Source organism: Streptomyces sp. NPDC001848 (assembly GCF_042891915.1).
In the GTDB taxonomy this organism is placed as follows: Bacteria; Actinomycetota; Actinomycetes; order Streptomycetales; family Streptomycetaceae; genus Streptomyces.
On sequence record NZ_JBIATP010000006.1, the window covers coordinates 126,413 to 152,763 of the forward strand.

Annotated in this window: 23 protein-coding genes and 2 tRNA genes; 16 read left to right on the forward strand and 9 right to left on the reverse strand. The window is 71.1% G+C overall.

Translation table 11 applies throughout. From position 1 onward, the window contains the following. Window positions 1-126 precede the first annotated feature (126 nt). Together tig and ACFYZJ_RS14045 are read right to left on the reverse strand one after the other, a co-directional pair. Entirely contained in the window at window positions 127-1,530 is a 1,404-nt protein-coding gene (gene tig / locus ACFYZJ_RS14040; RefSeq protein ID WP_388566927.1) for a trigger factor, read from the reverse strand. A 208-nt stretch (window positions 1,531-1,738) separates the two neighbouring features. Continuing rightward, a tRNA-Pro gene (locus tag ACFYZJ_RS14045) sits at window positions 1,739-1,815 on the reverse strand. Between the two features lie 164 nt (window positions 1,816-1,979). Here ACFYZJ_RS14045 and ACFYZJ_RS14050 point away from each other — a divergent pair. Then, window positions 1,980-2,050, forward strand: a tRNA-Gly gene (locus ACFYZJ_RS14050). 196 nt (window positions 2,051-2,246) lie between these two features. Beyond that, window positions 2,247-2,987 (forward strand): SDR family NAD(P)-dependent oxidoreductase, encoded by a 741-nt coding sequence (locus tag ACFYZJ_RS14055; RefSeq protein WP_388566930.1) that lies wholly within the window; start codon window positions 2,247-2,249, stop codon window positions 2,985-2,987. Between the two features lie 108 nt (window positions 2,988-3,095). On the opposite strand, the gene ACFYZJ_RS14060 is transcribed toward ACFYZJ_RS14055, so the two are convergent. After that, window positions 3,096-3,290: a hypothetical protein gene (locus tag ACFYZJ_RS14060; protein WP_388566933.1), complete on the reverse strand. Its 195-nt coding sequence runs from the start codon at window positions 3,288-3,290 to the stop codon at window positions 3,096-3,098. A 463-nt stretch (window positions 3,291-3,753) separates the two neighbouring features. Here ACFYZJ_RS14060 and ACFYZJ_RS14065 point away from each other — a divergent pair, with 463 nt between their 5' ends. Further along, window positions 3,754-4,863: an acyltransferase family protein gene (locus ACFYZJ_RS14065; protein ID WP_388566936.1), complete on the forward strand. Its 1,110-nt coding sequence runs from the start codon at window positions 3,754-3,756 to the stop codon at window positions 4,861-4,863. 13 nt (window positions 4,864-4,876) lie between these two features. On the opposite strand, the gene ACFYZJ_RS14070 is transcribed toward ACFYZJ_RS14065, so the two are convergent. Together ACFYZJ_RS14070 and ACFYZJ_RS14075 are read right to left on the reverse strand one after the other, a co-directional pair. Beyond that, window positions 4,877-5,329 (reverse strand): HD domain-containing protein, encoded by a 453-nt coding sequence (locus tag ACFYZJ_RS14070; RefSeq protein WP_388566938.1) that lies wholly within the window; start codon window positions 5,327-5,329, stop codon window positions 4,877-4,879. Window positions 5,330-5,359: 30 nt separating this feature from the next. Next, window positions 5,360-6,538, reverse strand: coding sequence for a PP2C family protein-serine/threonine phosphatase (locus tag ACFYZJ_RS14075; RefSeq protein ID WP_388566941.1), 1,179 nt, complete (start codon window positions 6,536-6,538; stop codon window positions 5,360-5,362). A gap of 149 nt (window positions 6,539-6,687) precedes the next feature. Here ACFYZJ_RS14075 and ACFYZJ_RS14080 point away from each other — a divergent pair, with 149 nt between their 5' ends. Beyond that, window positions 6,688-7,917 carry a GNAT family N-acetyltransferase gene (locus tag ACFYZJ_RS14080; protein WP_388566944.1) on the forward strand — a complete coding sequence of 410 codons (1,230 nt, stop codon included), beginning with the start codon at window positions 6,688-6,690 and terminating at the stop codon, window positions 7,915-7,917. Between the two features lie 38 nt (window positions 7,918-7,955). Here the strand turns inward: ACFYZJ_RS14080 and ACFYZJ_RS14085 are convergent, their stop codons facing one another. Continuing rightward, a complete protein-coding gene (locus ACFYZJ_RS14085; RefSeq protein ID WP_388566946.1) occupies window positions 7,956-8,765 on the reverse strand; it encodes an Fpg/Nei family DNA glycosylase in 810 nt (269 codons plus the stop codon). Window positions 8,766-8,851: 86 nt separating this feature from the next. Beyond that, on the reverse strand, window positions 8,852-9,337 hold the full coding sequence (locus ACFYZJ_RS14090) for a ribose-5-phosphate isomerase (RefSeq protein WP_388566949.1): 486 nt from the start codon (window positions 9,335-9,337) through the stop codon (window positions 8,852-8,854). A gap of 267 nt (window positions 9,338-9,604) precedes the next feature. On the opposite strand from ACFYZJ_RS14090, the gene ACFYZJ_RS14095 reads away from it, so the two are divergent. Both ACFYZJ_RS14095 and ACFYZJ_RS14100 read left to right on the forward strand, forming a co-directional pair. Further along, complete coding sequence (locus ACFYZJ_RS14095; protein ID WP_388566952.1) at window positions 9,605-11,074, forward strand: amino acid permease; 1,470 nt, start codon at window positions 9,605-9,607, stop codon at window positions 11,072-11,074. A gap of 70 nt (window positions 11,075-11,144) precedes the next feature. Next, the gene (locus ACFYZJ_RS14100) at window positions 11,145-12,473 is read left to right on the forward strand and encodes an FAD-binding oxidoreductase (protein ID WP_388566955.1); all 1,329 of its coding nucleotides are present in this window, start codon (window positions 11,145-11,147) and stop codon (window positions 12,471-12,473) included. Here the strand turns inward: ACFYZJ_RS14100 and ACFYZJ_RS14105 are convergent. After that, on the reverse strand, window positions 12,460-13,041 hold the full coding sequence (locus tag ACFYZJ_RS14105) for a biotin transporter BioY (protein ID WP_388566958.1): 582 nt from the start codon (window positions 13,039-13,041) through the stop codon (window positions 12,460-12,462). The genes ACFYZJ_RS14100 and ACFYZJ_RS14105 overlap by 14 nt on opposite strands. Before the next feature lie 448 nt (window positions 13,042-13,489). Here ACFYZJ_RS14105 and ACFYZJ_RS14110 point away from each other — a divergent pair, with 448 nt between their 5' ends. The 9 genes from ACFYZJ_RS14110 (at window position 13,490) to ACFYZJ_RS14150 (ending at window position 22,681) form a co-directional block, all read left to right on the forward strand. Continuing rightward, entirely contained in the window at window positions 13,490-14,680 is a 1,191-nt protein-coding gene (locus ACFYZJ_RS14110) for an ROK family protein (RefSeq protein WP_388566961.1), read from the forward strand. A gap of 225 nt (window positions 14,681-14,905) precedes the next feature. After that, on the forward strand, window positions 14,906-15,946 hold the full coding sequence (locus tag ACFYZJ_RS14115) for an ABC transporter substrate-binding protein (RefSeq protein ID WP_388566964.1): 1,041 nt from the start codon (window positions 14,906-14,908) through the stop codon (window positions 15,944-15,946). Further along, window positions 15,943-16,791: an ABC transporter permease gene (locus ACFYZJ_RS14120; RefSeq protein ID WP_388566967.1), complete on the forward strand. Its 849-nt coding sequence runs from the start codon at window positions 15,943-15,945 to the stop codon at window positions 16,789-16,791. Before ACFYZJ_RS14115 ends, ACFYZJ_RS14120 begins: the two co-directional genes overlap by 4 nt. Then, window positions 16,767-17,501 carry an ABC transporter ATP-binding protein gene (locus ACFYZJ_RS14125; protein ID WP_388566969.1) on the forward strand — a complete coding sequence of 245 codons (735 nt, stop codon included), beginning with the start codon at window positions 16,767-16,769 and terminating at the stop codon, window positions 17,499-17,501. The genes ACFYZJ_RS14120 and ACFYZJ_RS14125 overlap by 25 nt, the downstream gene beginning before the upstream one ends. Then, the gene (locus ACFYZJ_RS14130; protein WP_388566971.1) at window positions 17,498-18,880 is read left to right on the forward strand and encodes an LLM class flavin-dependent oxidoreductase; all 1,383 of its coding nucleotides are present in this window, start codon (window positions 17,498-17,500) and stop codon (window positions 18,878-18,880) included. Before ACFYZJ_RS14125 ends, ACFYZJ_RS14130 begins: the two co-directional genes overlap by 4 nt. A gap of 11 nt (window positions 18,881-18,891) precedes the next feature. Continuing rightward, window positions 18,892-19,791: a TauD/TfdA dioxygenase family protein gene (locus ACFYZJ_RS14135; RefSeq protein ID WP_388566974.1), complete on the forward strand. Its 900-nt coding sequence runs from the start codon at window positions 18,892-18,894 to the stop codon at window positions 19,789-19,791. Between the two features lie 120 nt (window positions 19,792-19,911). Continuing rightward, window positions 19,912-21,288 carry an amino acid permease gene (locus ACFYZJ_RS14140; protein ID WP_388566977.1) on the forward strand — a complete coding sequence of 459 codons (1,377 nt, stop codon included), beginning with the start codon at window positions 19,912-19,914 and terminating at the stop codon, window positions 21,286-21,288. 137 nt (window positions 21,289-21,425) lie between these two features. Continuing rightward, window positions 21,426-22,454, forward strand: a complete 1,029-nt coding sequence (locus ACFYZJ_RS14145) for an NAD(P)-dependent oxidoreductase (protein WP_388566979.1) — start codon at window positions 21,426-21,428, stop codon at window positions 22,452-22,454. Beyond that, a complete protein-coding gene (locus ACFYZJ_RS14150) occupies window positions 22,451-22,681 on the forward strand; it encodes a hypothetical protein (RefSeq protein WP_388566981.1) in 231 nt (76 codons plus the stop codon). The genes ACFYZJ_RS14145 and ACFYZJ_RS14150 overlap by 4 nt, the downstream gene beginning before the upstream one ends. Window positions 22,682-22,781: 100 nt before the next feature. Here the strand turns inward: ACFYZJ_RS14150 and ACFYZJ_RS14155 are convergent, their stop codons facing one another. Next, window positions 22,782-23,444, reverse strand: a complete 663-nt coding sequence (locus ACFYZJ_RS14155; RefSeq protein WP_388566983.1) for a DsbA family protein — start codon at window positions 23,442-23,444, stop codon at window positions 22,782-22,784. Window positions 23,445-23,605: 161 nt separating this feature from the next. On the opposite strand from ACFYZJ_RS14155, the gene pepN reads away from it, so the two are divergent. Then, window positions 23,606-26,221, forward strand: a complete 2,616-nt coding sequence (gene pepN / locus ACFYZJ_RS14160) for an aminopeptidase N (RefSeq protein ID WP_388566985.1) — start codon at window positions 23,606-23,608, stop codon at window positions 26,219-26,221. Window positions 26,222-26,351: the final 130 nt, after the last annotated feature.

Below are 26,351 nucleotides of genomic sequence, written 5' to 3' on the forward strand. Positions count from 1 at the left end.
AGCCATGAACGCGTCATACCGGTGCGAGCCTGTCCCGGCCCGGTCCTCCGTTCGCCGCGGCATACGGCGACGGGCCCAGAGGCATGCGCCTCTGGGCCCGTCCGACGGCTGTCGTGCCGGTGGCGGTTACGCCTCCGGCTTCTCCTCGCCGGCCTCGCCGGCCTCCGTGGAGGTGGTCTCCGCGGACTCGGCGGAGGCGTCCGCCTCCTCCGACTCCTCCTCGTCGTCCAGGTCGACGACCTCGCCGTTGGTGTCCTTGACCGTGGCGGCCTCGACGACCAGCGCCAGGGCCTTGCCGCGGGCGACCTCGCCGACCAGCATCGGGACCTGGCCGCCCTCGACGACCGCCTGGGCGAACTGGTCGGGGGACATGCCGGAGGAGGCCGCGCGCCGCATGAGGTGCTCGGTGAGCTCCTCCTGGTTGACGTTGAGCTTCTCCTTGTTGACCAGCTCGTCCAGGACGAACTGGGTCTTGATGCCCTTGATCGCGGCCTCGCGCGTCTCGGTCTCGAACTCCTCGGCGGTCTTGCCCTGGATCTCCAGGTACCGGTCGAGGGTCAGGCCCATCTGGGCGAGCTGGTGGTGCTCGAGGTTGTGCTTACGGGTGTTGATCTCGTCCTCGAGGAGCTTCTCGGGGACCGGGACCTCGACCAGCTCGAGCAGCTTGTCCAGGACGCGCTCCTGGGCCTGCGTGGCCTGGTCGTACTGCTTCATGTTCTCGAGGCGCTTGCGGCTGTCGGCCTTCAGCTCCTCCAGCGTGTCGAACTCGGACGCGAGCTGCGCGAACTCGTCGTCCAGCTCCGGCAGTTCCCGGGCGGCGACCTGGGTGACCTTGACCGTCACCTCGGCCTCCTTGCCGGCCGCCGAGCCGCCCTTCAGCTCGGAGGTGAAGGTGGCCTCCTCGCCGGCCGACAGGCCCTTCACGGCGTCGTCGATACCGTCCAGCAGCTCACCGGAGCCGATCGTGTAGGAGACGTCCTTGGCGACGCCGTCCTCGAGGACCTCGCCGTCGACCTTGGCCTCCAGGTCGATGGTGACCACGTCGCCGTCCTCGGCGGCGCGCTCGACCGGGGTCGTGGACGCGAAGCGGTCGCGCAGCTGCTGGACCGACTTCTCGATGTCCTCGTCGGTGACCTCGACGGCGTCGACCTCGACCTCGATGCCGGAGTAGTCCGGGATCTCGATGGTCGGGCGGACGTCGACCTCGGCGGTGAAGGACAGCAGCTCGTTGTCCTTCAGCTCGGTGATGTCGACCTCGGGCTGGCCCAGCGGGTTCAGCTCCGCCTCGTTGACCGCCTCGGTGTAGAGCTTGGGCAGCGCGTCGTTGACGGCCTCCTCCAGCACGGCGCCACGGCCGAACCGCTGGTCGATGACGCGGGCCGGGATCTTGCCCTTGCGGAAGCCCTTCACCGTGACCTGCTGGTTGATCTTCTTGTACGCCGCGTCGAGGCTGTCCTTGAGCTCCTCGAAGGGCACCTCAACAGTGAGCCGAACCCGGGTCGGGTTCAGGGTCTCCACGGCGCTCTTCACGGTTCGGTCTCCTTGTGGCTGACTTCTTGGGGTTCTGCCGAGCCTGCGCCACCCGGAGCGGGCGGGCATGCCTTCGGCGGATTCGCGAGCCCCTGCCTGAGAGACATGGCAGTGCAGACACACGGGCGCGCAGCTTGCATAGTAACCGCAGGCACTGAGCGCCCCCAAAGGCGATCACGCGAGTCGGCCCCGGGCCGTGCCGGGCCGGTGGTCGGGGTGGCGGGATTTGAACCCACGGCCTTCCGCTCCCAAAGCGGACGCGCTACCAAGCTGCGCCACACCCCGTCTGGTGCGACACGTAGGGTACATGCCCGGACCGGCCGAGTCGGCCGGTTTGTTCGCGGGCGTGGGCGGGTGCGTGCGCGCGGGCCAACACGTTGGCCTATGAGGCGGGCGACCCGCTACGATGCCTTCTGTGCCGCGGTCGGTGACCTGCGGCGCGTCGCGTTGCGGGCGTAGCTCAATGGTAGAGCCCTAGTCTTCCAAACTAGCTACGCGGGTTCGATTCCCGTCGCCCGCTCTGACGGCTCAGGGCCAGGTCGGAGGACGATTCCCCCGCCTGGCCCTGATCGCTGTCGGGGGCTGTTCGGTCTGGCGTGTCCCCCGCCTGCCCCTTCGGCTTGCGATCTTGTTTCTTGCCCGGCTCGCGGAACGGCTTCCGGCCGTTCTCGGCGTGGCCGACATGTCACAGGGGAGCCGTGGCAGGATCCACGAACGTGGGGAATGAACAAGCGGATCGGCCCGTCGCCCTGGTCACCGGGTCCACGTCGGGGATCGGGGAGGCCGTCGCGCGGAGGCTGGCGGCGGACGGGATGCGGGTCGTCGTGCACTCGCGGCGCAGCGCGGAGGCCGGGGAGGCGCTGGCGGCGGAGCTCGGCGGGGCGTACGTGCGGGCGGATCTGGCGGTGGAGGAGGAGGCCCGGGGGCTGGTCGAGGCGGCGCTCGGCCGGTACGGGCGGCTGGACGTGCTGGTGAACAACGCGGGCATCAGCCGGCCGATCCCGCACGACGACCTGGCCGCGGCGACGCCGGCGGAGTGGCGGCATCTGCTGGAGGTCAACCTGATCGCGCCATGGGTACTGTGCACGGCGGCGCTTCCGGCGCTGCGCAGATCCCCCGTCGGCGGCAGCATCGTGAACGTCACCAGCCACGCCGGGGTGCGCCCCAAGGGCTCCTCGGTGCCCTACGCCGCGAGCAAGGCGGCGCTGAACCACGTGACCCGACTGCTCGCGGCCGCGCTCGGGCCCGAGGTACGGGTCAACGCGGTCGCCCCGGGGCTGGTGGACACACCGATGACGAAGGACTGGGCGCAGGCGCACGAGCTGTGGCGGGACCGCGCGCCCATGCGCCGTCCGGCCCAGCCCGCCGACGTGGCCGACCTGGTCGCGTCGCTGATCGCCGGCACGTATCTCACCGGTGAGGTGATCATGCTCGACGGCGGGCTGAATCTGACGTGAGCAGCCACCCGCCGACGCCGCGCCTCTCGCCGTGCCGTTCGGTCAGCGGAGCCCCCGCGTCGACTGCTCCGGGGTGCGGCGCGGGGGCCGGGAGGGGTGCCGTGCCGCTCAGAAGCGGATCGAGTTGATCGTGTCCGCTATCGAGTTCAGGAAGCGGTTGATGGACGGAGCCATGCCGGTCGAGGCGAGGAAGAAGCCGAAGAGGATCGCCACGATCGCCGGCCCCGCCTTGATCGAGCCGCCTCGGATCATCACCACCAGGATGATCGCCAACAGCAGCACCACTGACAGCGAAATCGCCACAACTGATCACACCCTCGGTCGGTCCGCTCTCCCGGCCCGGGGCGCCGTCCCCTGCGCACCCCGCCAGAACCATCGTGCCACCAACCGGCCCGGCCTATGCGACTGCTGATGCAACGTCGACCACCTTGGCGGCAACTCGTCACAGCGAGGAGCGGTGCGCCGGGGTCAACCCCGCAGCGGCGCAAGGAAATCGCAAGGAAATTGCGGAGTGCCCGTACAGGAGATCCGCAGTGATCGTTTCCGTACACACACACCGTGTGCGCAGGTGATTCGACGGATATACGGCACCGACATTTCGCCAGAGTCGCCCGCGGGCGTTATGCACCCTTCAGTCGGGACGAATGTGGACATAACTTCCGCGCAGGGTGGGAAAGTCCACCCGAATCGGAGGTGTACGCGAGCGAAAAACCTGTTCGCCCAGCGGGTTTTACGAAGCTCCGAATACAACGCTAGGGTGCCTCAGATGTTCCACGCCGCCTCGTCCTCCCCGGAAGCAGCGAAGTCCAGAACCGAGCCCGCCGCCCAGCCGTTCCCGCCAGCCGTCAAGCAGCGCGACGCCTTCTTCGACAACGCCAAGTACCTGGCGATCGTGCTGGTGGCGATGGGCCACTCCTGGGAGCCGCTGAAGGGCGACAGCCGCAGCCTGCAAGCGGCGTACATGTTCGTCTACGCCTTCCACATGCCGGCGTTCATCCTCATCTCCGGCTACTTCTCACGCGGCTTCGACATGCGTCCCCGCCGGCTGAAGCGACTGGTCACCGGGGTTGTCGTGCCGTACGTCGTGTTCGAGGCGGCGTACGTCCTCTTCAAACGCGCCGTCGGCGGCGGCCCCGACCTGGCGATCAGCCTGCTCGACCCCTGGTACCTGACCTGGTTCCTGTGCGCGCTGTTCGTCTGGCGGCTGACGACGCCGATCTGGAAGCTGGTACGTCATCCGGTCCCGCTGGCCGTCGTCGTCGCCATGCTCGCGTCCGTGTCGCCCGAGATCGGCGACGACCTCGATCTCCAGCGTGTGCTGCAGTTCCTGCCGTTCTTCGTGATCGGCCTGTCGCTCAAGCCGGAGCACTTCCGGATGGTGCGGCGCCGCGCGGTGCGCGTGCTGTCGGTGCCCGTTTTCGCCGGCGCGCTCGCCGTCGCGTGGTGGGCGGTGCCGCGGATGAACCCGGCCTGGTTCTACCACCGCGACAGTGCACAGGAGTTGGGCGCGCCGTGGTGGTGCGGGCCGGTGATGGTGCCGGCGCTGCTGGGCTGCTCACTGGTGCTCAGCGCCTGCTTCTTCTCCTGGGTGCCGCGCCGGACCATGTGGTTCACGTCGCCGGGTGCCGACACGTTGTACGGGTACCTGCTGCACGGGTTCTTCGTGAAGGCGGCGGACTACCGGGGCTGGTACGACGCGGGGTGGCTGCACCGGCCGACGGGCGAGGTGTTCGTGACGGCGCTGGCGGGAGTTGTGGTGACCTTGCTGTGTATGGCGCCGGTGCGCAGGGTTTTCCGGTGTGTGATGGAGCCGGAGATGAACTGGGCGTTCAGGAGCGATGCGGGGGCGTCGGCGCGCGAGCGGGTCAACGCGTAGAAGTAACAGCCACTCAGTCTTCGGCGGTGAGGCCGAGGTACCGCCGCATGGCGGTGTACTTGCGGCTGAGCCGCTCCGCGGTGGGGCCGTCGAGGGCGGCCAGCCGCTGCGGATCCGCGTTGTGGGCGAGGTCGGCGGCCTTCACCAGGCGGGCGCCGGGGGTGGCGAGAATACGCCGCGCGTACGCCTCCGGGCCCTCACCGGGCCGCTTGGTGACGGCCCGCACGACGGCCTTCGTCGTCGGGGGCAGCAGGGCGTTGTCGAGCCACTCCTCGCTGAGCACACCGTCCTCCACGGAGTCGTGCAGCCAGGCGGCGGCGACGAGTTCGTCTGCCCCGCCGCGGGCGCGCACGCCCTCGGCGACGGCCGCGAGGTGCTCGGCGTAGGGCCGTCCCGCCTTGTCCCGCTGCGCGGAGTGCGCGGCGCGGGCGACGGCCTCCACCTCGGTCAGTGTCATGAACGGCATGGACGGGCTCCTCCCTGACGTCGCGGGCCCTCAGCGCACCGCCTGCGCCGTGGGCCCCTCCCGGCAGATCAGCAGCAGCGCCCGGTCGTCGTTGACGTCCTTCGCGACCGCCTCGATGAGGTGCCAGGCCGCGCCGCGGAAGCCGCCCGCCACATAGCGGTCGGCCTCGCCCATGAGGCGGTCCATGCCCTCCACGATGTCGCGGTCGGACGTCTCCACCAGGCCGTCCGTGAACAGCATCAGGACGTCGCCGGGGCGCAACGTGCCCTTCACGGAGTCGAACTGGGCGCCTTCGTACACGCCGAGGAGCGGCCCCTCGGCCGCCTTCTCCTCCCAGCGGCCGCTGCCCGCGCTCAGCTGCAGGCCCGGCGGGTGTCCGGCGGAATAGAGTTCGTAGTCGCCCGACTCCAGGTCGAGGACCAGGTGGATGGAGGTCGCGAAGCCCTCGTCCCAGTCCTGACGCAGGAGATAGCCGTTCGCCGCGGGCAGGAACGCGTGCGGTGGGAGCGATCCCAGCAGTCCGCCGAACGCCCCGGACAGCAGCAGGGCGCGCGAGCCGGCGTCCATGCCCTTGCCGGAGACGTCGGTGAGGACGACCTCCAGCGTGCGGCCCCCGTTGGTGCGGGCCGCCACCACGAAGTCGCCCGAGAAGGACTGCCCACCGGCCGGCCTGAGCGCCATCTCGCGGTGCCAGCCCAGCGGCAGCTTCGGCAGCTTGCTCTGGACCCGGATGCGTTCACGCAGGTCGAAGAGCATGGTCCCGCCACGCCGCCACGGCACCCCGACCCGGCTGCGGAACTGCGCGATCAGCAGGCCGAAGAACCCGCAGGCCGCGACGACGAGCACGATGCCCGGGGTGACGCGGGACGGCCCCTCGGTGTAGGGGCCGAGTTTGACGGACTCGACGATCAGCGCGGTGGCGGCGGCGGCGTACAGGCCGAGCAGGCTGGAGGGGCGCAGCAACAGGCCGCCGGCCACGATGGGCAGGACCAGGACGGCCGGTGAGCACCAGACCGGGTCGGCCAGGGTGACCGCCGCGATCAGCGGGATCGTCAGCAGCAGGCCGGCCAGCGCGACCCAGTCCGAGCCGTCCCCGCGGAAGTAGTCCACGGCGGATCGGCGCATGGCGGTGCGGGCCCGGTGCCACTGTTTCCTCAACCGGGCCGTGAACGTCTCGGCTTCCGCGCGCCGCCCTCGTCCTGCTGCCATTGTTCGGGACCCTATCCATCGGACCAGCCCCTTGGCACGGGAGGTCCCACTTGTCCCCCGTCCGAGCGCTGAACTTCACAGGAAGCGGCGCCCCGTAACGCGGGAGAAATTCCCTCGCTCGCCCCGCATTGCCCTGATAGGCATGGCACATGACGACGGACGTGCGGGTGCTGCGGCAGGACGAGTGGGACGCCTGGTACGACAACCTGGTTCGAGCCTTTGGTGGCGCGGACCAAGCGCCCGAAGAGCGCGCATTGGACCGCGAACTCACTGAATTCAATCGATCCCTGGGCGTATGGGACGGGACGACGTGTGTCGGCACTGCGGGGGCCTTCAGCTTCCGCCTCACCGTTCCCGGCGGCGCCTCGGTCCCCGCCGCGGGCATCACCATGGTGAGCGTGGTGGCCACGCACCGCCGGCGCGGGGTGCTGACCTCGATGATGCGCCGCCAGCTGGACGACATCCGCTCCTGGGGGGAGCCGCTGGCGGTGCTGACCGCCTCCGAGCCCGCGATCTACGGCCGGTTCGGGTACGGCGCCGCGACCCTCCAGCTCGGCGCCGAGATCGACACGAGCCGCGTCGAGTTGTCCGTTCCGGCCGGCACGGACGACGTAGGACTGCGGTACGCGGTCCCCGCCGACGTCCTGGACGCCTGTGAGGCGGTGTACGCACGGCTGGTGCCGGGCCGCCCCGGCATGCTGGCGCGGCGGCTCGGCTGGGAGCGGGCGGCGCTGCTGGACCCGGCGAGCGAGCGGGACGGGGCGTCCGCGCTGCAGTGCGTGGTCGCCGAGCGCGAGGGCGAGGTCACGGGGTACGCCCGCTTCCGCACCAAACTCGGCTGGGGGGTCGCCGGGCACGACGGGACGGTGACCCTGGTGGACCTGGCCGCGCTCGACCCCGCGACGGCCGCGGCGCTGTGGCGTTTCCTGTTCGGCATCGACCTGACGACGACGCTGGTCGTGCGCGCACGGCCGGTCGACGACGCCTGGCAGTACCTGGTGTCCGACATCCGGCGGTGCCGGCCGCGGGTGAGGGACGCGATGTACCTGCGTCTCGTCGATGTCGGCGCGGCCCTCCAGGCCCGGACGTACCAGGCGCCGGTGGACGTGGTGTTCGAGGTGGAGGACGCCTTCTGTCCCTGGAACGAGGGGCGTTGGCGGCTGACGGGCGACGCGAAGGGCGCTTCCTGCGCGCGTACGGCGGACGCGGCCGATCTCGCGCTGTCGGTCCGTGAGTTGGGGGCGGCGTATCTGGGCGGGGTGTCGCTCGCGTCGCTGGCCGCGGCCGGGCGTGTACGGGAGCTGCGGGAGGGAGCGCTGGCGGAGGCGTCCCTGGCGTTCGGCTCGTTGGTGGCCCCGTGGCTGCCGCACGGTTTCTGACGTCGGGTCGCCGAGGAGACTTCAGGACGGCTGCGGCCCTACGACCGCTGGCAGCCCGGGCACCAGAACAGGTTGCGGGCGGCGAGAGAGGCGGTACGGATCTCGCCGCCGCAGAGGTGGCAGGGCAGGCCGGCCCTGCGGTACACGTACACCTCACCGCCGTGGTCGTCGACACGCGGCGGGCGGCCCATGGCCTCGGGGGTGTGTTCGGGTCGCACGGTGTCGATGCGGTTGGTGCGGACGCCCTCGCGCATCAGGGCGACGAGGTCGGCCCAGATCGCGTCCCACTCGGCGGGCGTGATGTCCCTGCCGGGCCGGTAGGGGTCGATGCCGTGCCGGAAGAGGACCTCGGCGCGGTAGACGTTGCCGACTCCCGCGATGACCTTCTGGTCCATGAGCAGGGCGGCGATGCTGGTCCGGCTGCGGCGGACCCGCCGGTGGGCGGCCTCCGGGTCGGCGTCGGCACGCAGCGGGTCGGGGCCGAGGCGGCCGTGGATCGCGGTCTTCTCCTCCTCGGTGACCAGCGTGCAGGTGGTGGGCCCGCGCAGGTCGACGTACGCGGTGGGGTTCGCCAGCCGTAGGCGGACCGTGTCGGTGGGCGGGGGCGCCGGGGCGTCCCCGAAGGTGACCTTGCCGAAGAGACCGAGGTGGATGTGCACCCAGTCGGCGCCGCGGAAGCCGAGGAAGAGGTGTTTGCCGTGGGCGTCGGCGGTGTGCAGCTCGGCACCGTCCAGCAGCGCGGCGGCGTCGGCGAACTTGCCCTGGGGGCTGGTGACGGTGACGGCGCCGCCGGCGAACCGTGCCGCGTAGTCCCGGGCCAGCCGGTGGATGGTGTGCCCCTCTGGCACGGCTTCCCTCACCCTTCCGCAACACCGGGCACCGCCAGGGGGCACCCCCGCCCCCTGGCCCCGGCCCGCCCCTGACCTGCCGGTTCTCAGCCCTGCGGGTGGTGCGGGGGGATCGGCGGCAGCTGGCCGGTGGTCTCGTACGAGGACAGCATGCCGATGCGTCGCTCATGCCGCTCGTCGCCGGAGAACGGGGTGTTCAGGAACGTCTCGACGAACTTCGTCGCCTCCTCCACCGTGTGCATCCGGGCACCCACGGCGACGACGTTCGCGTTGTTGTGCCGGCGGCCGAGGGACGCCGTCTCCTCGCTCCAGGCAAGGGCCGCCCGCACGCCCTTCACCTTGTTCGCGGCGATCTGCTCGCCGTTGCCGGAGCCGCCGATCACGATGCCGAGGGAGTCGGGGTCCGCGGCCGTCCGCTCCGCGGCGCGGAGGCAGAACGGCGGGTAGTCGTCCTGGGCGTCGTAGATGTGGGGCCCGCAGTCGACGGGCTCGTGGCCGGCGGCCTTGAGCCACTCGACGAGGTGGTTCTTCAGTTCGAAACCGGCATGGTCGGAGCCGAGGTACACGCGCATGGTCCGAGTGTGTCACGCCCGTCGCGGGTCGGCCTCGCGGGGTTACACCCAGGAAAGATGTGAGCTACACCATAGAACCTCAAGAAAACCTCAAGTAACAATCCGGATTCAAAGGTTCCCGAATTTGTTCGCCTCGGATTCACTGGACCGGCTCGTACACCGCTCATACGAGCCCCCGTACTCCCGCGAGTACGGGGCAGAAGGTGTCCGTCCGTACGTGTGTCCCCTCCCGTTTCTCGCACACCCGGCGCAAAGGAATCACCCCTTATGACTTCGCAGCCGACCCCCACCCCGGCCGGAAAAGCATCCGGCCACCCCGGAGAACCCGGCGGCGGCCTTCAGGCCGGACTCAAGAACCGTCACCTGACGATGATCGCCATCGGCGGTGTCATCGGCGCCGGCCTGTTCGTCGGCTCCAGCTCCGGTATCGCCACCGCCGGCCCCGGCATCCTGCTCTCGTACGCGCTCGTCGGCACGCTCGTGGTGCTGGTGATGCGGATGCTGGGCGAGATGTCCGCCGCGAACCCCACCTCGGGCTCGTTCTCCGCGCACGCCGACCGGGCGCTCGGCCGCTGGGCCGGTTTCTCCATCGGCTGGCTGTACTGGTTCTTCTGGGTGGTCGTGCTCGCCGTGGAGGCCACCGCGGGTGCCAAGATCCTGGCCGGTTGGGTCCCCGCCGTGCCGCAGTGGGGCTGGGCGCTCATCGTCATGATCGTGCTGACCGCGACCAACCTGGTCTCCGTCGGCTCCTACGGTGAGTTCGAGTTCTGGTTCGCCGGGATCAAGGTCGTGGCGATCGGCGCGTTCATCGTCGTCGGTCTGCTCGCCGTCTTCGGCGTGCTGCCGGGCGTGCACACCGACAAGGCGAGCTTCGGCAACCTGACCACCCACGGCGGCTTCCTGCCGCACGGTCCGGGCGCCATCCTCACCGGTGTGCTGCTGGTCGTGTTCTCCTTCATGGGCAGCGAGATCGCCACGCTGGCGGCCGGCGAGTCGGAGGACCCGCAGCGGGCGGTCACGAAGTCGACGAACAGCATCATCTGGCGTATCGCCGTCTTCTACCTGGGCTCCATCTTCGTGGTCGTGTCGCTGCTGCCGTGGAACGACCCGTCCATCAAGGACAAGGGCTCCTACGTCGCCGCCCTGGACTCGCTCGGCATCCCGCACGCCGGCCAGATCATGAACTTCATCGTGCTGACGTCGGTGCTGTCCTGTCTGAACTCCGGGCTCTACACCGCCTCCCGGATGGCCTTCTCGCTGGGCGAGCGGGGCGACGCGCCGAAGGCGTTCGCGCGGACCACGTCCCGGGGCGTGCCGATGGCGGCCATCGTGGCGTCGGTCGTGTTCGGCTTCCTGGCCGTCTTCTTCAACTACAAGTTCCCGGACTCGGTCTTCCTCTTCCTGGTCAATTCCAGCGGTGCGGTCGCCCTGTTCGTCTGGCTGGTCATCTGCTTCTCGCAGCTGCGGATGCGCAGGATCATCCAGCGGGAGGCGCCGGAGAAGCTCGTCGTCAAGATGTGGCTGTACCCGTACCTGACCTGGGCGACGGCCGCGCTGATCGTGCTGGTCCTCGGCTACATGCTGACCGACACCGAGCACGACGGCCGCGAGACCGTGCTGCTGTCCCTGCTCGTCGCCGCGGTGGTGCTGGTGATCGCCGTGGTGAAGGAGCGGATCGCCGGCAACCGCACGGCCGCCCCCACCGAGGCACCGGCCGACAAGGTCTCCATCGGCTGATCCGGCCCGCACGGAAAACGGCCGCATAACCTGACGGAACCTGTCAGGTTATGCGGCCATCCTGCATGGCATGACCTACCCGGACAACCGCGCAGACCTGACCCTGCTCCGCCCCGACGACGCCGGCTACGACGAAGAACTCGCCGGGTTCCAGACCGGCTTCCGCCGACGGCCCGCCGTGATCGTGGCAGCCCGCTCGGCCGCGGACGTGGTCGCCGCCGTACGGTACGCGGCCGTCGAAGACCTGCCGGTGGGCGTACAGGCCACCGGACACGGGCTGCCCGGGGGCCACGAGGGCGGACTGCTCATCACCACCCGGCGGCTCGACGGGATCACCATCGACCCCGCGGCGCGAACGGTCCGCATCCAGGCCGGGGTGCGCTGGGGGCAGGTCGTCGCGGCGGCCGAGCCGTACGGGCTGGCGCCGCTCAACGGGTCAGCGCCCGGCGTGGGCGCGGTGTCGTACACCCTGGGCGGCGGACTCGGCATCCTTGCAAGGGAGTTCGGCTACGCGGCCGACCATGTGCGGTGGCTGGAGGTCGTCACCGCCGACGGCGAACCCCGGCACGTCACCCCGGACTCGGACCCCGACCTGTACTGGGCGCTGCTCGGCGCGGGGCAGAACTTCGGGATCGTCACCGAGCTGGACATCGGGCTCGTCCCGGTGCGGACGCTGTACGGCGGCTCGCTCGCCTTCGACGGGCGCGTGGTGGACCCGGCGGTCGTCCTGAGGGCGTACGAGGCCTGGACGCGGACCGTGCCGGACGGGCTGACCTCGTCCTTCGCCGCCGTGCCGTACCCGGATCTGCCGGCGCTGCCCCCGCATCTGCGCGGCCGGTACGTCATCTCCGTCAGGGTCGCCTACACGGGCGCCGACGGGGAGGACATCGTCGCCCCACTGCGGGCGATCGGACCGGTGCTGGGGGACTCGCTGCGGGAGATGCCGTACGCCGAGAGCCACACCATCCACAGCGACCCGGACTTCCCGCACGCCTACTACGGCGACAGCGCGGTGCTGCGGGAACTGGACGTGGAGCGGGCCGCTGAGCTGCTGCGGCGGTTGGGGCCGGAGGCGGACCAGATGTGCGTCGTACAGATCAACCACCTGGGCGGGGCGCTCGCCCGGCCGGCCCCGAACGCGGTGCCGTACCGCGAAGGGAGCTTCCTGGTACGGCTGTTGACCGTCGGGGACCGGGAGCGGGCGCGGGCCGTCCTGGACCCGGCGTTCGCCCTGCTGGCAGACGAACGCCTGGGCCGCTCGCTCAACTTCGCCTTCGGGGCCGGGGACCGGAGCGCCGGGCTGTACGACCCGGAGACGCGAAAGAGGCTCGCCGGGCTGAAGGAGAGTTACGACCCGGCGAACCGCTTCCGCAGGAACTACGGCGTCAGCGCTTGCTGACGAACTTCCAGGCGGTGGGCAGCGCGCCCATCGCCAGGGCCGCCTTGAGGGCGTCGCCGACCAGGAACGGGGTGAGGCCGGCCGCGATCGCCTGGGAGGCGGACATGTGGGCGGCCAGGGCCAGGTAGGGGACGCCGACCGCGTAGATGATCGCCTCGCCGAGGATCATCGTGCCCGCCGTGCGCAGCGGGGAGCGGTCGGCCCCCCGGCGGGCCAGCGCGCCGACGGCGGCGGAGGCCAGCAGCATGCCGAGGATGTAGCCGAAGGAGACGGCGCCCGCGCCGGAGCCGTCGCCCGCGAACCACGGCACACCCGCCACGCCCGCGAGCGCGTACAGGGCGAGGGAGAGGAAGCCGCGGCGGGCACCGAGCGCGGTGCCGACGAGCAGCGCGGCGAAGGTCTGGCCGGTCACCGGCACCGGGGACCCGGGCACCGGGACCGCCAGCTGGGCCGCGAGGCCGGTGAGCACGGCGCCGCCGACGACGAGGGCCGCGTCGCGGACGCGGGACGCGGGGAGCAGGTCGGCGAGGACTGCTCCGGGGCGAGCGGTGGCGGTGGCGGTGCTCATGGGGACTCCGCGGGGTGGTGTGGACACGTCGGGACAGCGTGACGCTATCCCAGCGGCGTCCACCCGATCACCGTCGGCGCTCGACAAAGGGTGGAACAGCGCGTTCGTGAGCTTCACACAAAGGGTGCTGCTTACACATGGTCAGGCGTGACACCGGTCACTGAGCTGGCGGCGTTCTGCTCACACTCCTGTGGCGTCCGGAAACTGTGGGATCCCGCCAAAGGCCCGCGGGAGTCCGTCTCGCCCGTCGGTCGCCGTCTGGGCAGCGGTGGGTCGTTTTGCTAGCTTCGAACGCATGGTTGCCCAGGCCCGGAACTTCACGTCGCGTCGCTATGTCGACCTGCGACGCCAGGGCACGGCCACCTGTCGCCGCCCGGGGTAGCGGCGGCCCCCGGCACGCCTGAAGCCCTCCGAGACGTGTCGGCCCCGTTCCCGAGGACGGTTCTCCATGCCCCGTACCGCGACATCCACTCTTGTCTCCCCCGTTCCCCGTGCCGCCGACAGCGACCGGCGGCGTACCAGTGCCAGCGTCGTGCTGCGGTCCGTGCTGGAGCACGGGCCGGTGGCGCGCAGCACCGTCGCCCGGCTGACCGGGCTGTCGCCCGCGTCCGTGACCGAGCACTGTGCCCGGCTGACCGGGCTGGGGCTGATCCGTGAGGAGGCGGCTCCGCGCCGCTCGAACGGGGTGGGCCGGCCGCATGTCCCCGTCGACCTCGACACCGAGCGGTTCGTGGTCGGCGGGGTGCACGTGGCTGTGCCGTACACCACCGTCGCGCTGCTCGATCTGCGCGGCCGCGTCATGGCCCGGCGGGAGCTGAAGCACGGGCGGACGGACCCCGGCCGGGTGGTGGCCCGGGCGGCGGAAGGTCTCGCGGCCCTGCTCGCCGAGACGCCGGGCCGCGAGCCGCTCGGGGTCGGCGTCGCGGTCGGCGGCTGGGTGGACCGGGAGACGGGCACCGTGGTCGAGCACGAGCTGCTGGGCTGGCGCGAGGTGCCGGTGCGGGAGCTGCTCCAGGCCCGTACCGGGCTGCCGGTCCAGGTGGACGGGCACGCGCGGGCGTTGGTCAACGGCGAGCGGCTGTTCGGGCGGGCCCGGGGCAGCCGCAGCGTGCTGCACCTGTTCGTGGGCAACGTGGTCGACGCGGCCTTCGCCACCAACGACGAGGTGCACCACGGGCCCCGCTCCCAGGCGGGAGCGATCGCCCACGTTCCGGTGCCGGGCGGTACCGAACCGTGCTCCTGCGGCCGTACCGGCTGCCTGCAGGCGGAGTTGAGCGAGCGGACGCTGTGCCGACGGGCCCGGGCGGCCGGGGTGATCGACGGGATGAACCCGATGCACGTGGTGGCCGCGGCGGCGGCCGGAGACGTGGCGGCCCGACGGCTGCTGACGGAGCGGGCCCGGATGACCGGGCGAGCGGCCGGGTTGCTGCTGGATGTGCTCAACCCGGAGACGGTCGTCGTCACCGAGGTGGGGGTCATGCACTTCGAGGACTGCCTGAACGCGCTACGGGAGGCGGCCGGAAAGGACCGGTCCGCAGTGCTGACGCCGACGAGTTTCCCGGATTCCGTGCTTGCGGTGGCGGGCGGTTCGGTGATGCTGGACGCGCTGTTCCGGGACCCGTTCGGGTGCGTCACCTGAGGCTATTTAATTCAGAAACTCGGAATGTTGACAGGGGGCGCTCATGGCCAGGAACATCCTGGTCATGAGCCCTCTCACGAGCTGTCGCACCGTCTGTTGCTGACACATTGCCGCGCATGAAGCGCGTGTTTCCCGCTGCGTGAGTTCTCTTGCTCCGGCTTGCCTTCCCGGAATTCCTGCCGCCTTCTCCGGCTTCTGTCTCCTTTTACTCCTGGGAGTCCTCCCATGCACCGTCGTGTCTTTCTCACGTCCCTGCTCGGCGCGTCCGCCGCCGTCGCCGGCCTCAGCGGCTGCGCGCAGGGCGATGCCACCGCCGACACCGGTGGCGCCACAAAGCCCCTCGCCGGCACGGTCCCGGCCGGCACCAGCTTGAAGATCGCCTCCTATCTGGGGCAGCAGCAGCTCCAGTTCCGTCTGGCGAAGCTGCCCCCGCTGCCGTTCAAGGTGTCCACCTGGGCCAACATCGGGGCGGGCCCGGACGTCATCAACGCCTTCCGCGCCAAGTCCCTCGATCTCTCCAACAACGCGGGCATCCCGCCGATCCAGGCGCACTACCAGGGCTTCGCGGCGAAGATCGTGGCGATCGACATCACCCGCAAGCCCAACTACCTCTTCGCCACCAAGCCCGGCAGCGACGTCCACACCGTCGAGGACTTCAAGGGCAAGCGGCTCGCCTTCTCGCAGGGCCAGGCGCAGGGTGTCGTGCTGCTGCGGGCGCTGAAGCAGGCGGGCCTGTCCTACGACCAGGTGAAGCTGGTCCCGCTGACCAGCAACCAGTTCTTCACGGCCCTTCAGTCGGGGCAGGTGGACGTGGCCCCGCTGGCCATCAACCAGGCGCCCGCCTACCTGAAGCAGTACGGCCCCAAGGGCGCCCGCAGCATCACGACCGAGGTCGTGGACCTGCTCAACCTGCTGTGGGCGCCGCAGTCCGTGCTGAACGACCCCGCGAAGGCCGCCGCGATCGCCGCCTACATCCCGCAGTGGGCCAAGGGACTGGTGTGGCAGTACGAGCATCCGGACGTGTGGGACGAGGAGTTCTACGTCAAGACGCAGAACCTCACCCCGCAGCAGGCCAGGTCCATCACCGCCCTCGCCAACAAGCCGCTGTTCCCGCCGAGTTGGGACGAGGCCGTCAAGTGGGAGCAGGAGACCGCCGATCTGCTCGCCGAGGGCGGATTCGTAAAGAAGTTCGACGTGTCGTCCCTCTTCGACCACCGCTTCGAGCCGATCGCCGCCAAGGCCGTACCCGAGGAGTACCGGAGGTGACCGCCGTGACCACCGTCACGACCGCCGTTCCGCCGACAGTGGTCGGGGAATCGACCCAGGTCCGCAGGCGCCGGCGCCTTTCCCCCGGCCGGCGGCTGCCCGCCGCCCGGCTGGCCGGTCCGCTGCTGCTGCTCGCCCTGTGGGCCGCCGCCTCGGCCGCCGGACAACTCGATCCGGGGGCGGTGCCCGCACCCTGGACCGTGCTGCGCACGGGCGTCCACCTGTGGACCGACGGCACGCTGCCCACCGACGTCCTGACCTCGCTCGAACGCGCCGGGTACGGCTTCGCGATCGGCCTGAGCGCCGGGATCGTCCTCGCGCTCGCCTCCGGGCTGAGCCGGACCGGAGAGGCACTGATCGACGGGACCGTGCAGCTCAACCGGGCGATCCCGACCCTCGGGCTGATCCCGCTGTTCATCCTCTGGCTGGGCATCGGGGAGACCTTCAAGGTCGCCATCATCGCGATCGTCGTCTACATCCCGGTGTATCTGAACACGCATGCCGCACTGTCCGGCATCGACAGCCGGTACGTCGAACTCGCCGAGGTGCAGGGCCTGTCCCGGCTCACCTTCGTCCGCCAGGTGGTGATACCCGGCGCGCTGCCCGGATTCTTCGTGGGACTCCGGCTCGGGGTGACCGGCTCCTGGCTGGGCCTGGTGGTGCTGGAGCAGATCAACGCCACCAGCGGCCTCGGCTACATGATGTTCCAGGCGCAGAACTACGGCCAGTCCGACGTCATCCTGGTCGGCCTGCTGATCTACGGCGTCTTCGGTCTGGTCTCCGACAGCGTGGTCCGTCTGATCGAACGGAGGGTGCTGTCATGGCGCCGCACACTGAGCAACTGACCCGGCCCGCCGTCCGACTGCGCGGCCTGACCCGGTCGTTCGACGGCCGTACGGTCCTCGACGGCATCGACCTGGAACTGCCCGCCGGGCAGTTCACGGCCCTGCTCGGGCACAGCGGCTCGGGCAAGAGCACGCTGCTGCGGGCGGTCGCCGGCCTGGACCACGCGGTCGCGGGCGGCGGGGAGCTCACCGCGCCCGAACGGGTCTCGGTGGTCTTCCAGGACTCCCGGCTGCTGCCCTGGCGCCGGGTGCTGGACAACGTCCTGCTGGGCCTGGACGGCAGGGACGCCGAGGAGCGCGGCCGGGCCGCCCTCGCGGAGGTCGGCCTGAAGGGCCGCGAGCGGGCCTGGCCGGGCGAGCTGTCCGGCGGCGAGGCCCAGCGGGCCGCACTGGCCCGCTCCCTGGTCCGCGAGCCCGAACTCCTGTTGGCCGACGAGCCCTTCGGGGCGCTGGACGCACTCACCCGGATCAAGATGCACAACCTGCTGCGCGAGCTGTGGAAGCGCCACCGGCCCTCCGTGCTCCTCGTCACCCACGACGTGGACGAGGCGATCGTGCTCGCCGACCGTGTCCTCGTCCTGGACCGGGGCCGGATCGGCCTCGACCTGACCATCGACCGCCCGCACCCGCGCTCCTACCGCGAGCCGGTCCTGGGCGAGTACCGCGAGCGGCTGCTGGCCGCGCTGGGCGTCACGGAGGACCACCAGTGACAGCGAGAAGGCTCCACCTCAACGCGTTCCTGATGAACACCGGCCACCACGAGGCCTCCTGGCGGCTCCCGGAAAGCGACCCGTACGCGCACGTCGACCTCCAGCACTACGTCAACCTCGCCCGGATCGCCGAACGCGGCACCTTCGACTCCCTCTTCCTCGCCGACAGCCCCCAGCTGTGGGGCAACCTCGCCCAGCGGCCGGCGGGTGCTCTGGAACCCCTCACCCTGCTGACCGCGCTGGCGACGGCCACCGAGCACATCGGTCTGATCGCCACCGCCTCCACCTCCTACAACTCCCCTTACAACCTGGCCCGCAAGTTCGCCTCGCTGGACCTCATCAGCGGCGGCCGGGCGGGCTGGAACATCGTCACCACCGCGGGCGCCGAGGCCGCGCGCAACTTCGGGCTCGCCGAAGAGCCCGCGCACGCCGAGCGGTACGCGCGCGCCGCCGAGTTCCTCGACGTGGCCCTCAAACTCTGGGACAGCTGGGAGGACGACGCGATCGTCGCCGACAAGGCGGCCGGTGTCTGGGGCGACGACAGCAAGATCCACCCGCCCCGGCACGAGGGGAGGTACTTCAGCGTCGAGGGCGCCCTCAACGTGCCGCGCACCCCGCAGGGCTACCCGCTGCTGGTGCAGGCGGGTTCCTCGGAGGACGGAAAGCGGTTCGCGGCCCGGTACGCGGAGGCGGTGTTCACCGCCCAGCAGACCATCGAGGACGCGCAGGCCTTCTACGCCGACCTCAAGTCCCGTACCGAGCGGGAGGGACGGAACCCCGACCACCTCAAGGTGCTGCCCGGCATCGTTCCCGTGCTCGGCTCGACTCAGGCCGAGGCGCAGGCCGCCGAGCAGCTCCTCGAGGCCCACATCGTGTACGACCACGGTGTGGGCCGCCTGGAGAGCCTGCTGCACCTGGAGCCCGGAACCCTGGAGCTGGACGCCCCGCTCCCCGCCGACCTGCCGCCCGAGTCCGCCATCGAGGGCGCCAAGAGCCGCTACACGCTCGTCGTGGAGCTGGCCCGGCGCGAGCGGCTGACCGTACGGCAGCTCATCGGACGCCTCGGCGGCGGACGCGGGCACCTCACCTTCGCGGGGACGCCCGAGCAGGTCGCGGACAAGATCGAGACCTGGTTCAGGCAAGGGGCCGCCGACGGCTTCAACATCATGCCGGCCGTGCTGCCCTCAGGCCTCGACGCCTTCGTCGAGCACGTCGTACCGATCCTGCGCGCCCGCGGCCTGCTGCGCACCGCATACGGCCCCCGTCAGACCCTGCGGGAGCGCTACGGCCTCCCCCGCCCCGCAAACCAGTACTCCCCCGAGTTCTCGGCTGCGCCCGAACAGGGGGGACCCCCATCCCCCTCACTCGCCACCGTCTGAAAGGACCCGCCATGTCCATCGAGATCACCAAGGTCACCGCACGCATCGGCGCCCGGGTCACCGGCGTCGACATCTCCAAGCCGCTCGACCAGGAGCAGGTCACCGCGATCCGTGAGGCCCTCAACGCCCACAAGGCGCTCGTCTTCGACGCCGGAGACCTGGACGACGAGGGCCAGCAGGCCTTCGCCCGCCACTTCGGCGACCTCACCACCGCCCACCCGACGGTCGGTGCCGTCGAGGGTGCCCCGAACGTGTTGCCCGTGGACAGCGAGCGGGGCCGCGCCAACCACTGGCACACGGACGTCACCTTCGTCCTGAACCCGCCGCAGGCCAGCACCCTGCGCTCGATCACGATCCCGCCGTACGGCGGCGAGACCCTGATCGCCAACGCGGCGGCGGCCTACCGCGACCTGCCGGAGCCGCTGCGCCGCCTGGCCGACACCCTGTGGGCCGAGCACACCAACGACTACGACTACGCGGTGCCGGACGAGGAGATCGACGAGGAGAAGGCCGCCCAGCGGGCCGAGTTCACCTCGATCACGTACCGCACCGCGCACCCGGTGGTCCGCGTCCACCCGCTGACCGGGGAGCGCGGGCTGTTCATCGGCGGGTTCGCGCAGCGGATCGTCGGCCTGTCGGTCGGCGAGTCCCGCACGATCCTGGAGCTGCTGCAGGCGTACGTCACCCGGCCGGAGAACATCCTGCGCCACCGCTGGGCGGAGAACGAGCTGGTGCTGTTCGACAACCGGATCACCCAGCACTACGCCATCGACAACTACGACGGCCTGCCGCGCCGGCTGCACCGGGTGACCGTCGCCGGTGACGTGCCGGTGGGCGTCGAGGGCAAGGAGAGCCACTCGATCGAGGGGGACGCCTCGCACTACACACCGGTCACACCGGTCGCCGCGTAACCGGTACGTCACCCGCCGTACATCGGGTGTCCGGATAGTGGGCAGCCTCTCCGCCGGATGGGGGAGGCTGCCCACACTGTGGGCGTTTTGCCCCCCTCACCCACGGGACGAGCCGCGCCCATGCCCAGCACCACCGTCGAGACGCCGCCGACCGACGACGTCTCCCTCTCCCACGGCCTCAAGCAGCGCCATCTGTCGATGATCGCCCTCGGCGGGGTGATCGGCGCCGGCCTGTTCGTCGGGTCCGGCGCGGGCATCGCCGCCGCCGGGCCGTCGATCGTGATCGCGTACGCCGTCTCCGGTCTGCTCGTCATGCTGGTGATGCGGATGCTCGGCGAGATGTCGGCCGCCTATCCGTCGTCGGGCTCCTTCTCCGCGCACGCCGAGCGGGCCATCGGCCCCTGGGCGGGCTTCACCGCGGGCTGGTCGTTCTGGGTGCTGCTGTGCACGGCGGTCGGCCTGGAGGGCATCGGCGCCGCGAAGATCGTCACCGGCTGGCTGCCGGGTACGCCGGAATGGGCGTGGGTGGCGCTGTTCATGGTGGCCTTCTGCGGGGCCAACCTGGCCGCCGTGAAGAACTTCGGCGAGTTCGAGTTCTGGTTCGCCGCGCTGAAGGTCGGCGCCATCACCCTGTTCCTGGTGCTCGGCGTGCTGGCGATCGCGGGCGTGCTGCCCGGCACCGACTCGCCCGGCGCCTCGCACCTGACCGACTTCCTGCCGCACGGCAGCGAGGGCCTGGTCATCGGCCTGCTCGCGTCGGTGTTCGCGTACGGCGGCCTGGAGACCGTCACCATCGCGGCGGCCGAGTCGCAGGACCCGGTGAGGGGTGTGGCGAGCGCGGTGCGCACCGCGATGTGGCGCATCGCGGTGTTCTACGTCGGCTCGATGGCGGTCATCGTCACCCTGGTCCCGTGGAACGCGAAGGAGGTCGTCGAGAAGGGCCCGTACGTGGCCGCCCTCGACCACCTGGGCATCCCGGGCGCCGGGCAGCTGATGAACGTGGTGGTGCTGGTCGCGCTGCTGTCCGCGATGAACGCCAACATCTACGGCTCCTCGCGCATCGCGTACTCGCTGGTGGCGCGCGGCCAGGGTCCGAAGGCGCTGGGCCGGGTCTTCGGCGGCGTCCCGCGGATCGCGGTGCTGGCCTCCTCGGTCTTCGGGTTCGTGTGCGTGGTGCTGAGCTACTGGCGGCCCAACGACGTCTTCCCCTGGCTGCTGAACATGATCGGCGCGGTGATCCTGGTCGTCTGGGTCTTCATCGCGGTCTCGCAGCTGCGCCTGCGCCGCCGTCTGGAGCGGGAGGCGCCCGGGAAGCTGGTCGTGCGGATGTGGGCGTTCCCGGCGCTGACGTGGGTCGCGCTGGCGGGCATGGCGACGATCTTCGTGCTGATGGCGCGGCAGCCGGACACCCGCGTGCAGCTGTACTCGACGGGCGGGATGACCGTGTGCCTGGCGGCCGTCGGCTACGCCTGGCAGAGGGCGCGCGCCCGGCGCTGACGCCCGGGCCGCCGCGTGGTCCGGCCCCCGCGGTGCCCCTCTTTCCGTCGCGCGTGGGATTGACGGTCCGCCACTGTGGGATCACCCTCGGTCGACAAGCCGTTCCGATGAGGGGACGGGAACGGGAAGGGGAGCCGATGGAGTCGACCGACCCGGTACGTGTGGTGGCGGCGGGCGACCACTTCGTCCTGCCGTCGCTGATCACGGCGGCCGTACGGCACGAGATGGGGGAACACCCCTGCGAGGTCAGGGAGCTGACGCTCGCGCAGGAGACAGGCGGCGCCGAGGAGCAGCTGCTCAAGGCGCTGGTGGACGCCGAGGTCCTCGTCACCCGGCAGGGCCCGGTCACCGCAAGGGTGCTGGCCGCCGCCCCGGAGCTACGGCTGGTGGTGGTGTGCCGGGGCGGCCCCGCGGACGTCGACCTGGAGGCGGCGCAGGCGCACGGCGTCCGCGTGTGCCGCGCGCCCGGCGGCGGCGCGGCGGCCACCGCCGAGTTCACGCTCGGCCTGATGCTGGCCGCTTTGCGCCGTATCCCCCAGGCCCATGAACTCCTGGCCCGGCACGGGAGGTGGCAGGGGCCCGCGTCCACCACGTACGAGCACGCCGGCCTGGAGCTGGAGGACCTGCCCGTGGGCCTGATCGGCCACGGAGCGGTGGGCAGCCGGGTCGCGCGGGTGCTGTGTGCGCTCGGGGCGCGGGTCATGGTCTACGACCCGTATGTGCGCGGCGAGGTGCACGGACTGCGGATCGGCTCGCTCGACGAGCTCCTGCGCCGCTCCCGGGTGATCACCCTGCACACCCCGCTCACCTCGGGGACCCGGGGCCTGATCGGGGCCCGCGAGCTGGCGCTGCTGCCGCGCGGCGCGGTGGTGGTGAACACGGCGGGCGGGGCACTGCTGGACGAGGACGCGCTGTGCGACGCGCTGGAGAGCGGGCAGCTGTCGGCGGCGGCCCTCGACACCTACGCGCACGAGCCGCTGCCGCCGGACTCCCGGCTCCCGGCTCTGGCGGAACGGCTGGTGCTGACCCCGCACCTCGGCGGGTCGAGCCGCGCGGCGGCCGAGAAGGCGGCCGGGACGGCGGCGGAGGAGGTGGGCCGCTGGGTACGGGGGGAGCCCCCGCTCCACTGCCTGCCGGAGCCCGGGAAGCGGGAGTGGCGCTCATGACCTACCAGGCCTACCGGCGGTGCCCCAATTGCGGGGACACCATGCAGGACTTCCGGGATCTGGAAGGAGACGCCGAGAAGGCGGCGGCCGAGGAGGCCCTCCGGCCGGTCCTGGAGGGCCGCCCCTTCGTCGCCAAGGAGTACCACCGCTGTGCCCGCCCCGGCTGCCGCCGCATCCAGCGCAAGGACCACTGGAGGATCGGGGCCACGTTGCCGGAGGAGTCCTAGCGACACACGAGGAAGGGCGCCGCACCGGCCGTGGCGCGGCGCCCCGACCACCTGGCATCGGCGTCACCCGGCGGAGAGGAGGATTACAGGTTGAGGAGGACTACAGGTTGCTGAAGTCCGGCCCCTTCGTCCGCGTCCGCTTGATCTCGTAGAAGCCCGGCACCGACGCGACCGCCAGCGTCCCGTCCCAGAGCCTCGCCGCCTCCTCGCCCTTCGGCGCCGGTGTGACCACGGGCCCGAAGAAGGCGATCTGCTCACCGTCCGGTCCGGGCACCGCGATCACCGGCGTGCCCACCTCCTGGCCCACCTTCTCGATGCCCTCCTTGTGCGAGGCGCGCAGCTCCGCCTCGAACTCGAAGTCCTCCTGCTCGGCGTAGTCGATCAGGTCGGCGGGCAGCCCGACCTCCTGAAGTGCCGCCGCGATCGCCTCGAGCGTCGGCCCCTCGCCCTGGTTGTGGAAGCGCGTGCCGAGCGCGGTGTACAGCGGCCCGAGGACGTCCGAACCGTGCTTCTGCCACGCCGCCGTCACCACCCGCACCGGCTTCCACGCCTTGGTCGCCAGCATCTCCCGGTACTCCTCGGGCAGCTGGTCGAGCTTGTCCTCGTTGAGCACGGCCAGGCTCATGATGTGCCAGCGGACCTCGATGTCCCGGACCTTCTCCACCTCCAGCACCCAGCGGGAGGTCATCCAGGCCCAGGGGCACAGCGGGTCGAACCAGAAGTCGACGGGGGTCTTGCCGGAAGCGGTCGCGGTCTCGGACATGGCTCTCCTCGGAAACGTGGACGTTCATCCGGCAACAACCTGTGCACCGGCGACGTCATTCCCTCCCGCACCCCGCCGTATTCCCTGCTGCCCGACGTCAGGGGCGCATGGCAGGATCGGCCCTGTCCGCGCCACCCAGCAGCCCTGAAGGAGTGCCGCCCGTGCCCGGTGAGAACCTGTCCCGCGACGAGGCCCAGGAGAGGGCCGCCCTGCTGTCCGTCGACGGGTACGACGTGTCGCTCGACCTGCGCTCCGCCGTGGGCGAGGCACCCGGCGACACGGACGCCGGGCCGCGCACCTTCCGCTCGGTCACCACGATCCGCTTCCGCTGCGCGGAGCCGGGCGCGTCCAGCTTCGCCGACCTGATCGCCCCGAGCGTCACCGCGGTCTCCCTCAACGGCAAGGACCTCGACCCCGGCGAGGTCTTCGACGGCGCCCGCATCCTGCTGGAGGACCTGGCCGCCGAGAACGAGCTGGTGGTCGACGCCCGGTGCGCCTACTCCCGCACCGGTGAGGGCCTGCACCGCTTCGTCGATCCGGAGGACGGCGAGGTGTACCTGTACACGCAGTACGAGCCCGCCGACGCCCGCCGCGTCTTCGCGAACTTCGAGCAGCCCGACCTCAAGGCCCCCTTCCGCTTCGAGGTCCGCGCCCCCGAGGGCTGGACGGTGTGGAGCAACGGTGCCGGTGAGAAGCACGACGGGGTGTGGCGGTTCGCGGAGACCAAGCCGATCTCGACGTACATCACGTGTGTCGTGGCGGGCCCGTACCACTACGTCACCGACAACTACACCCGCACCCTGGACGACGGCACGACCCTTCAGATCCCGCTCGGCGCGATGTGCCGCAAGGGTCTGGCCCGGCACTTCGACGCCGACGACGTCTTCCTGGTCACCAAGCAGGGCCTGGACTTCTTCCACGACCACTTCGACTACCCGTACCCGTTCGGGAAGTACGACCAGGCGTTCGTGCCCGAGTACAACATCGGCGCCATGGAGAACCCGGGCCTTGTCACCTTCACCGAGGAGTTCGTCTTCCGTGGCCGGGTCACCCAGGCGTCGTACGAGCGCAGGGCCAATGTGATCCTGCACGAGATGGCCCACATGTGGTTCGGCGACCTGGTGACCATGGCCTGGTGGGACGACCTGTGGCTGAAGGAGTCCTTCGCGGACTTCATGGGCTCGTTCTCGCTGGTGGAGGCCACCCGGTTCACGAGCGGCTGGATCACCTTCGCCAACAACCGCAAGGCGTGGGCGTACCGCGCCGACCAGTTGCCCTCCACCCACCCGATCACGGCGGACATCCGCGACCTCCAGGACGCGAAGCTCAACTTCGACGGCATCACGTACGCCAAGGGCGCGTCCGTACTGAAGCAGCTGGTGGCGTACGCCGGGCGGGACGCGTTCCTGGAGGGCGCGCGCCGCTACTTCAAGCGGAACGCGTACGGGAACACGCGCCTGACCGACCTGCTGTCGGTGCTGGAGGAGACGAGCGGCCGGGACATGGCCGCCTGGGCGCGCTCCTGGCTGCAGACGGCCGGGGTCAACTCCCTGACTCCGCAGGTGCTGCTGGGCGAGGACGGGCGGATCGCGGAGCTGTCGGTGCTCCAGGAGGCGGCTCAGTCGCATCCGGAACTGCGTCCGCACCGGGTCGCGGTGGGCCTGTACCGCAGCGAGGGCGGCGCGCTGGTGCGGTACGCGCGCGCCGAGGTGGACGTGCACGGTCCGCGGACGGTGGTCGGTGAGCTGGCCGGCGCGGAAGCGCCGGAGCTCGTCCTTGTCAACGACGACGACCTCACCTACTGCAAGATCCGCTTCGACGACACCTCGCTGGAGACCCTGAAGGACCGTCTCGCCGACATCACCGACCCTTCTCCAAGCTCTTCGAGCAGGGGATACCCCATGGCCCGTGCGCTGTGCTGGTCGGCGCTGTGGAACCTGACCCGGGACGCCCTGCTGCCGGCGCGGGACTTCGTCGGCCTGGTGCTGCGGTTCGCCGGCCGGGAGTCCGACATCGGCGTACTGCAGATGCTGCACGCCTGGGCCGGCTCGGCACTGACGTACTACGTGGCGCCCGCGTGGCGGGAGACGGGCAGGCGGCTGCTCGCCGAGGGCGCGCTGCGCGAGCTGCGGGCGGCCGAGCCGGGCAGCCAGCACCAGCTGACCTGGGCGCGGTTCTTCGCGGCGGTGGCGTCTCAGAAGGCCGATCTGCGGCTGCTGCGGGGTCTGCTGGACGGCACGGACAAGATCGACGGGCTCGACGTGGACCAGGAGCTGCGCTGGGCGTTCCTCCAGCCGCTGGCCGCGCACGGGGCCGCCGACGAGTCGGTGCTCGCCGCCGAACTGGCCCGCGACGACACGGCGTCCGGCAAGCGCCACCAGGTGCGCTGCCTGGCCGCGCGCCCCTCGGCCGCGGTCAAGGCGCAGGCGTGGGCGCAGGTCGTCGAGTCCGACACGTTGTCGAACGCGCTCGTCGAGGCGACCATCGCCGGCTTTGCGCAGCCCTCCCAGCGGGAGTTGCTCGCGCCGTACGCGGAGAAGTACTTCACGGCGATCGACCGGGTGTGGGCGGAGCGGTCCATCCAGATCGGGATGCATGTGGTCCGGGGCCTGTTCCCCGCGCTGCAGGACTCGCCCGGGACGCTGGAGGCGACGGACGCGTGGCTCGCCGCGCACGAGGACGCCCCGCCGGCACTGCGGCGCCTGGTGCTGGAGGCCCGCGACGACCTGGCCCGCGCCCTGCGGGCACAGTCCTGCGACGCCACGGCGGCCGGCTGACACCGGGGGCGGTGGCTGACGCGCGGGCAGCCGACCGACGCCGGGGGCGGTGGCTGACCGGCGGGCGGTTCACTGGCGCCGGGGAACGACGGTTGACCCGCGAGCAGTCGGCTGACGCCGGAGACCGCGG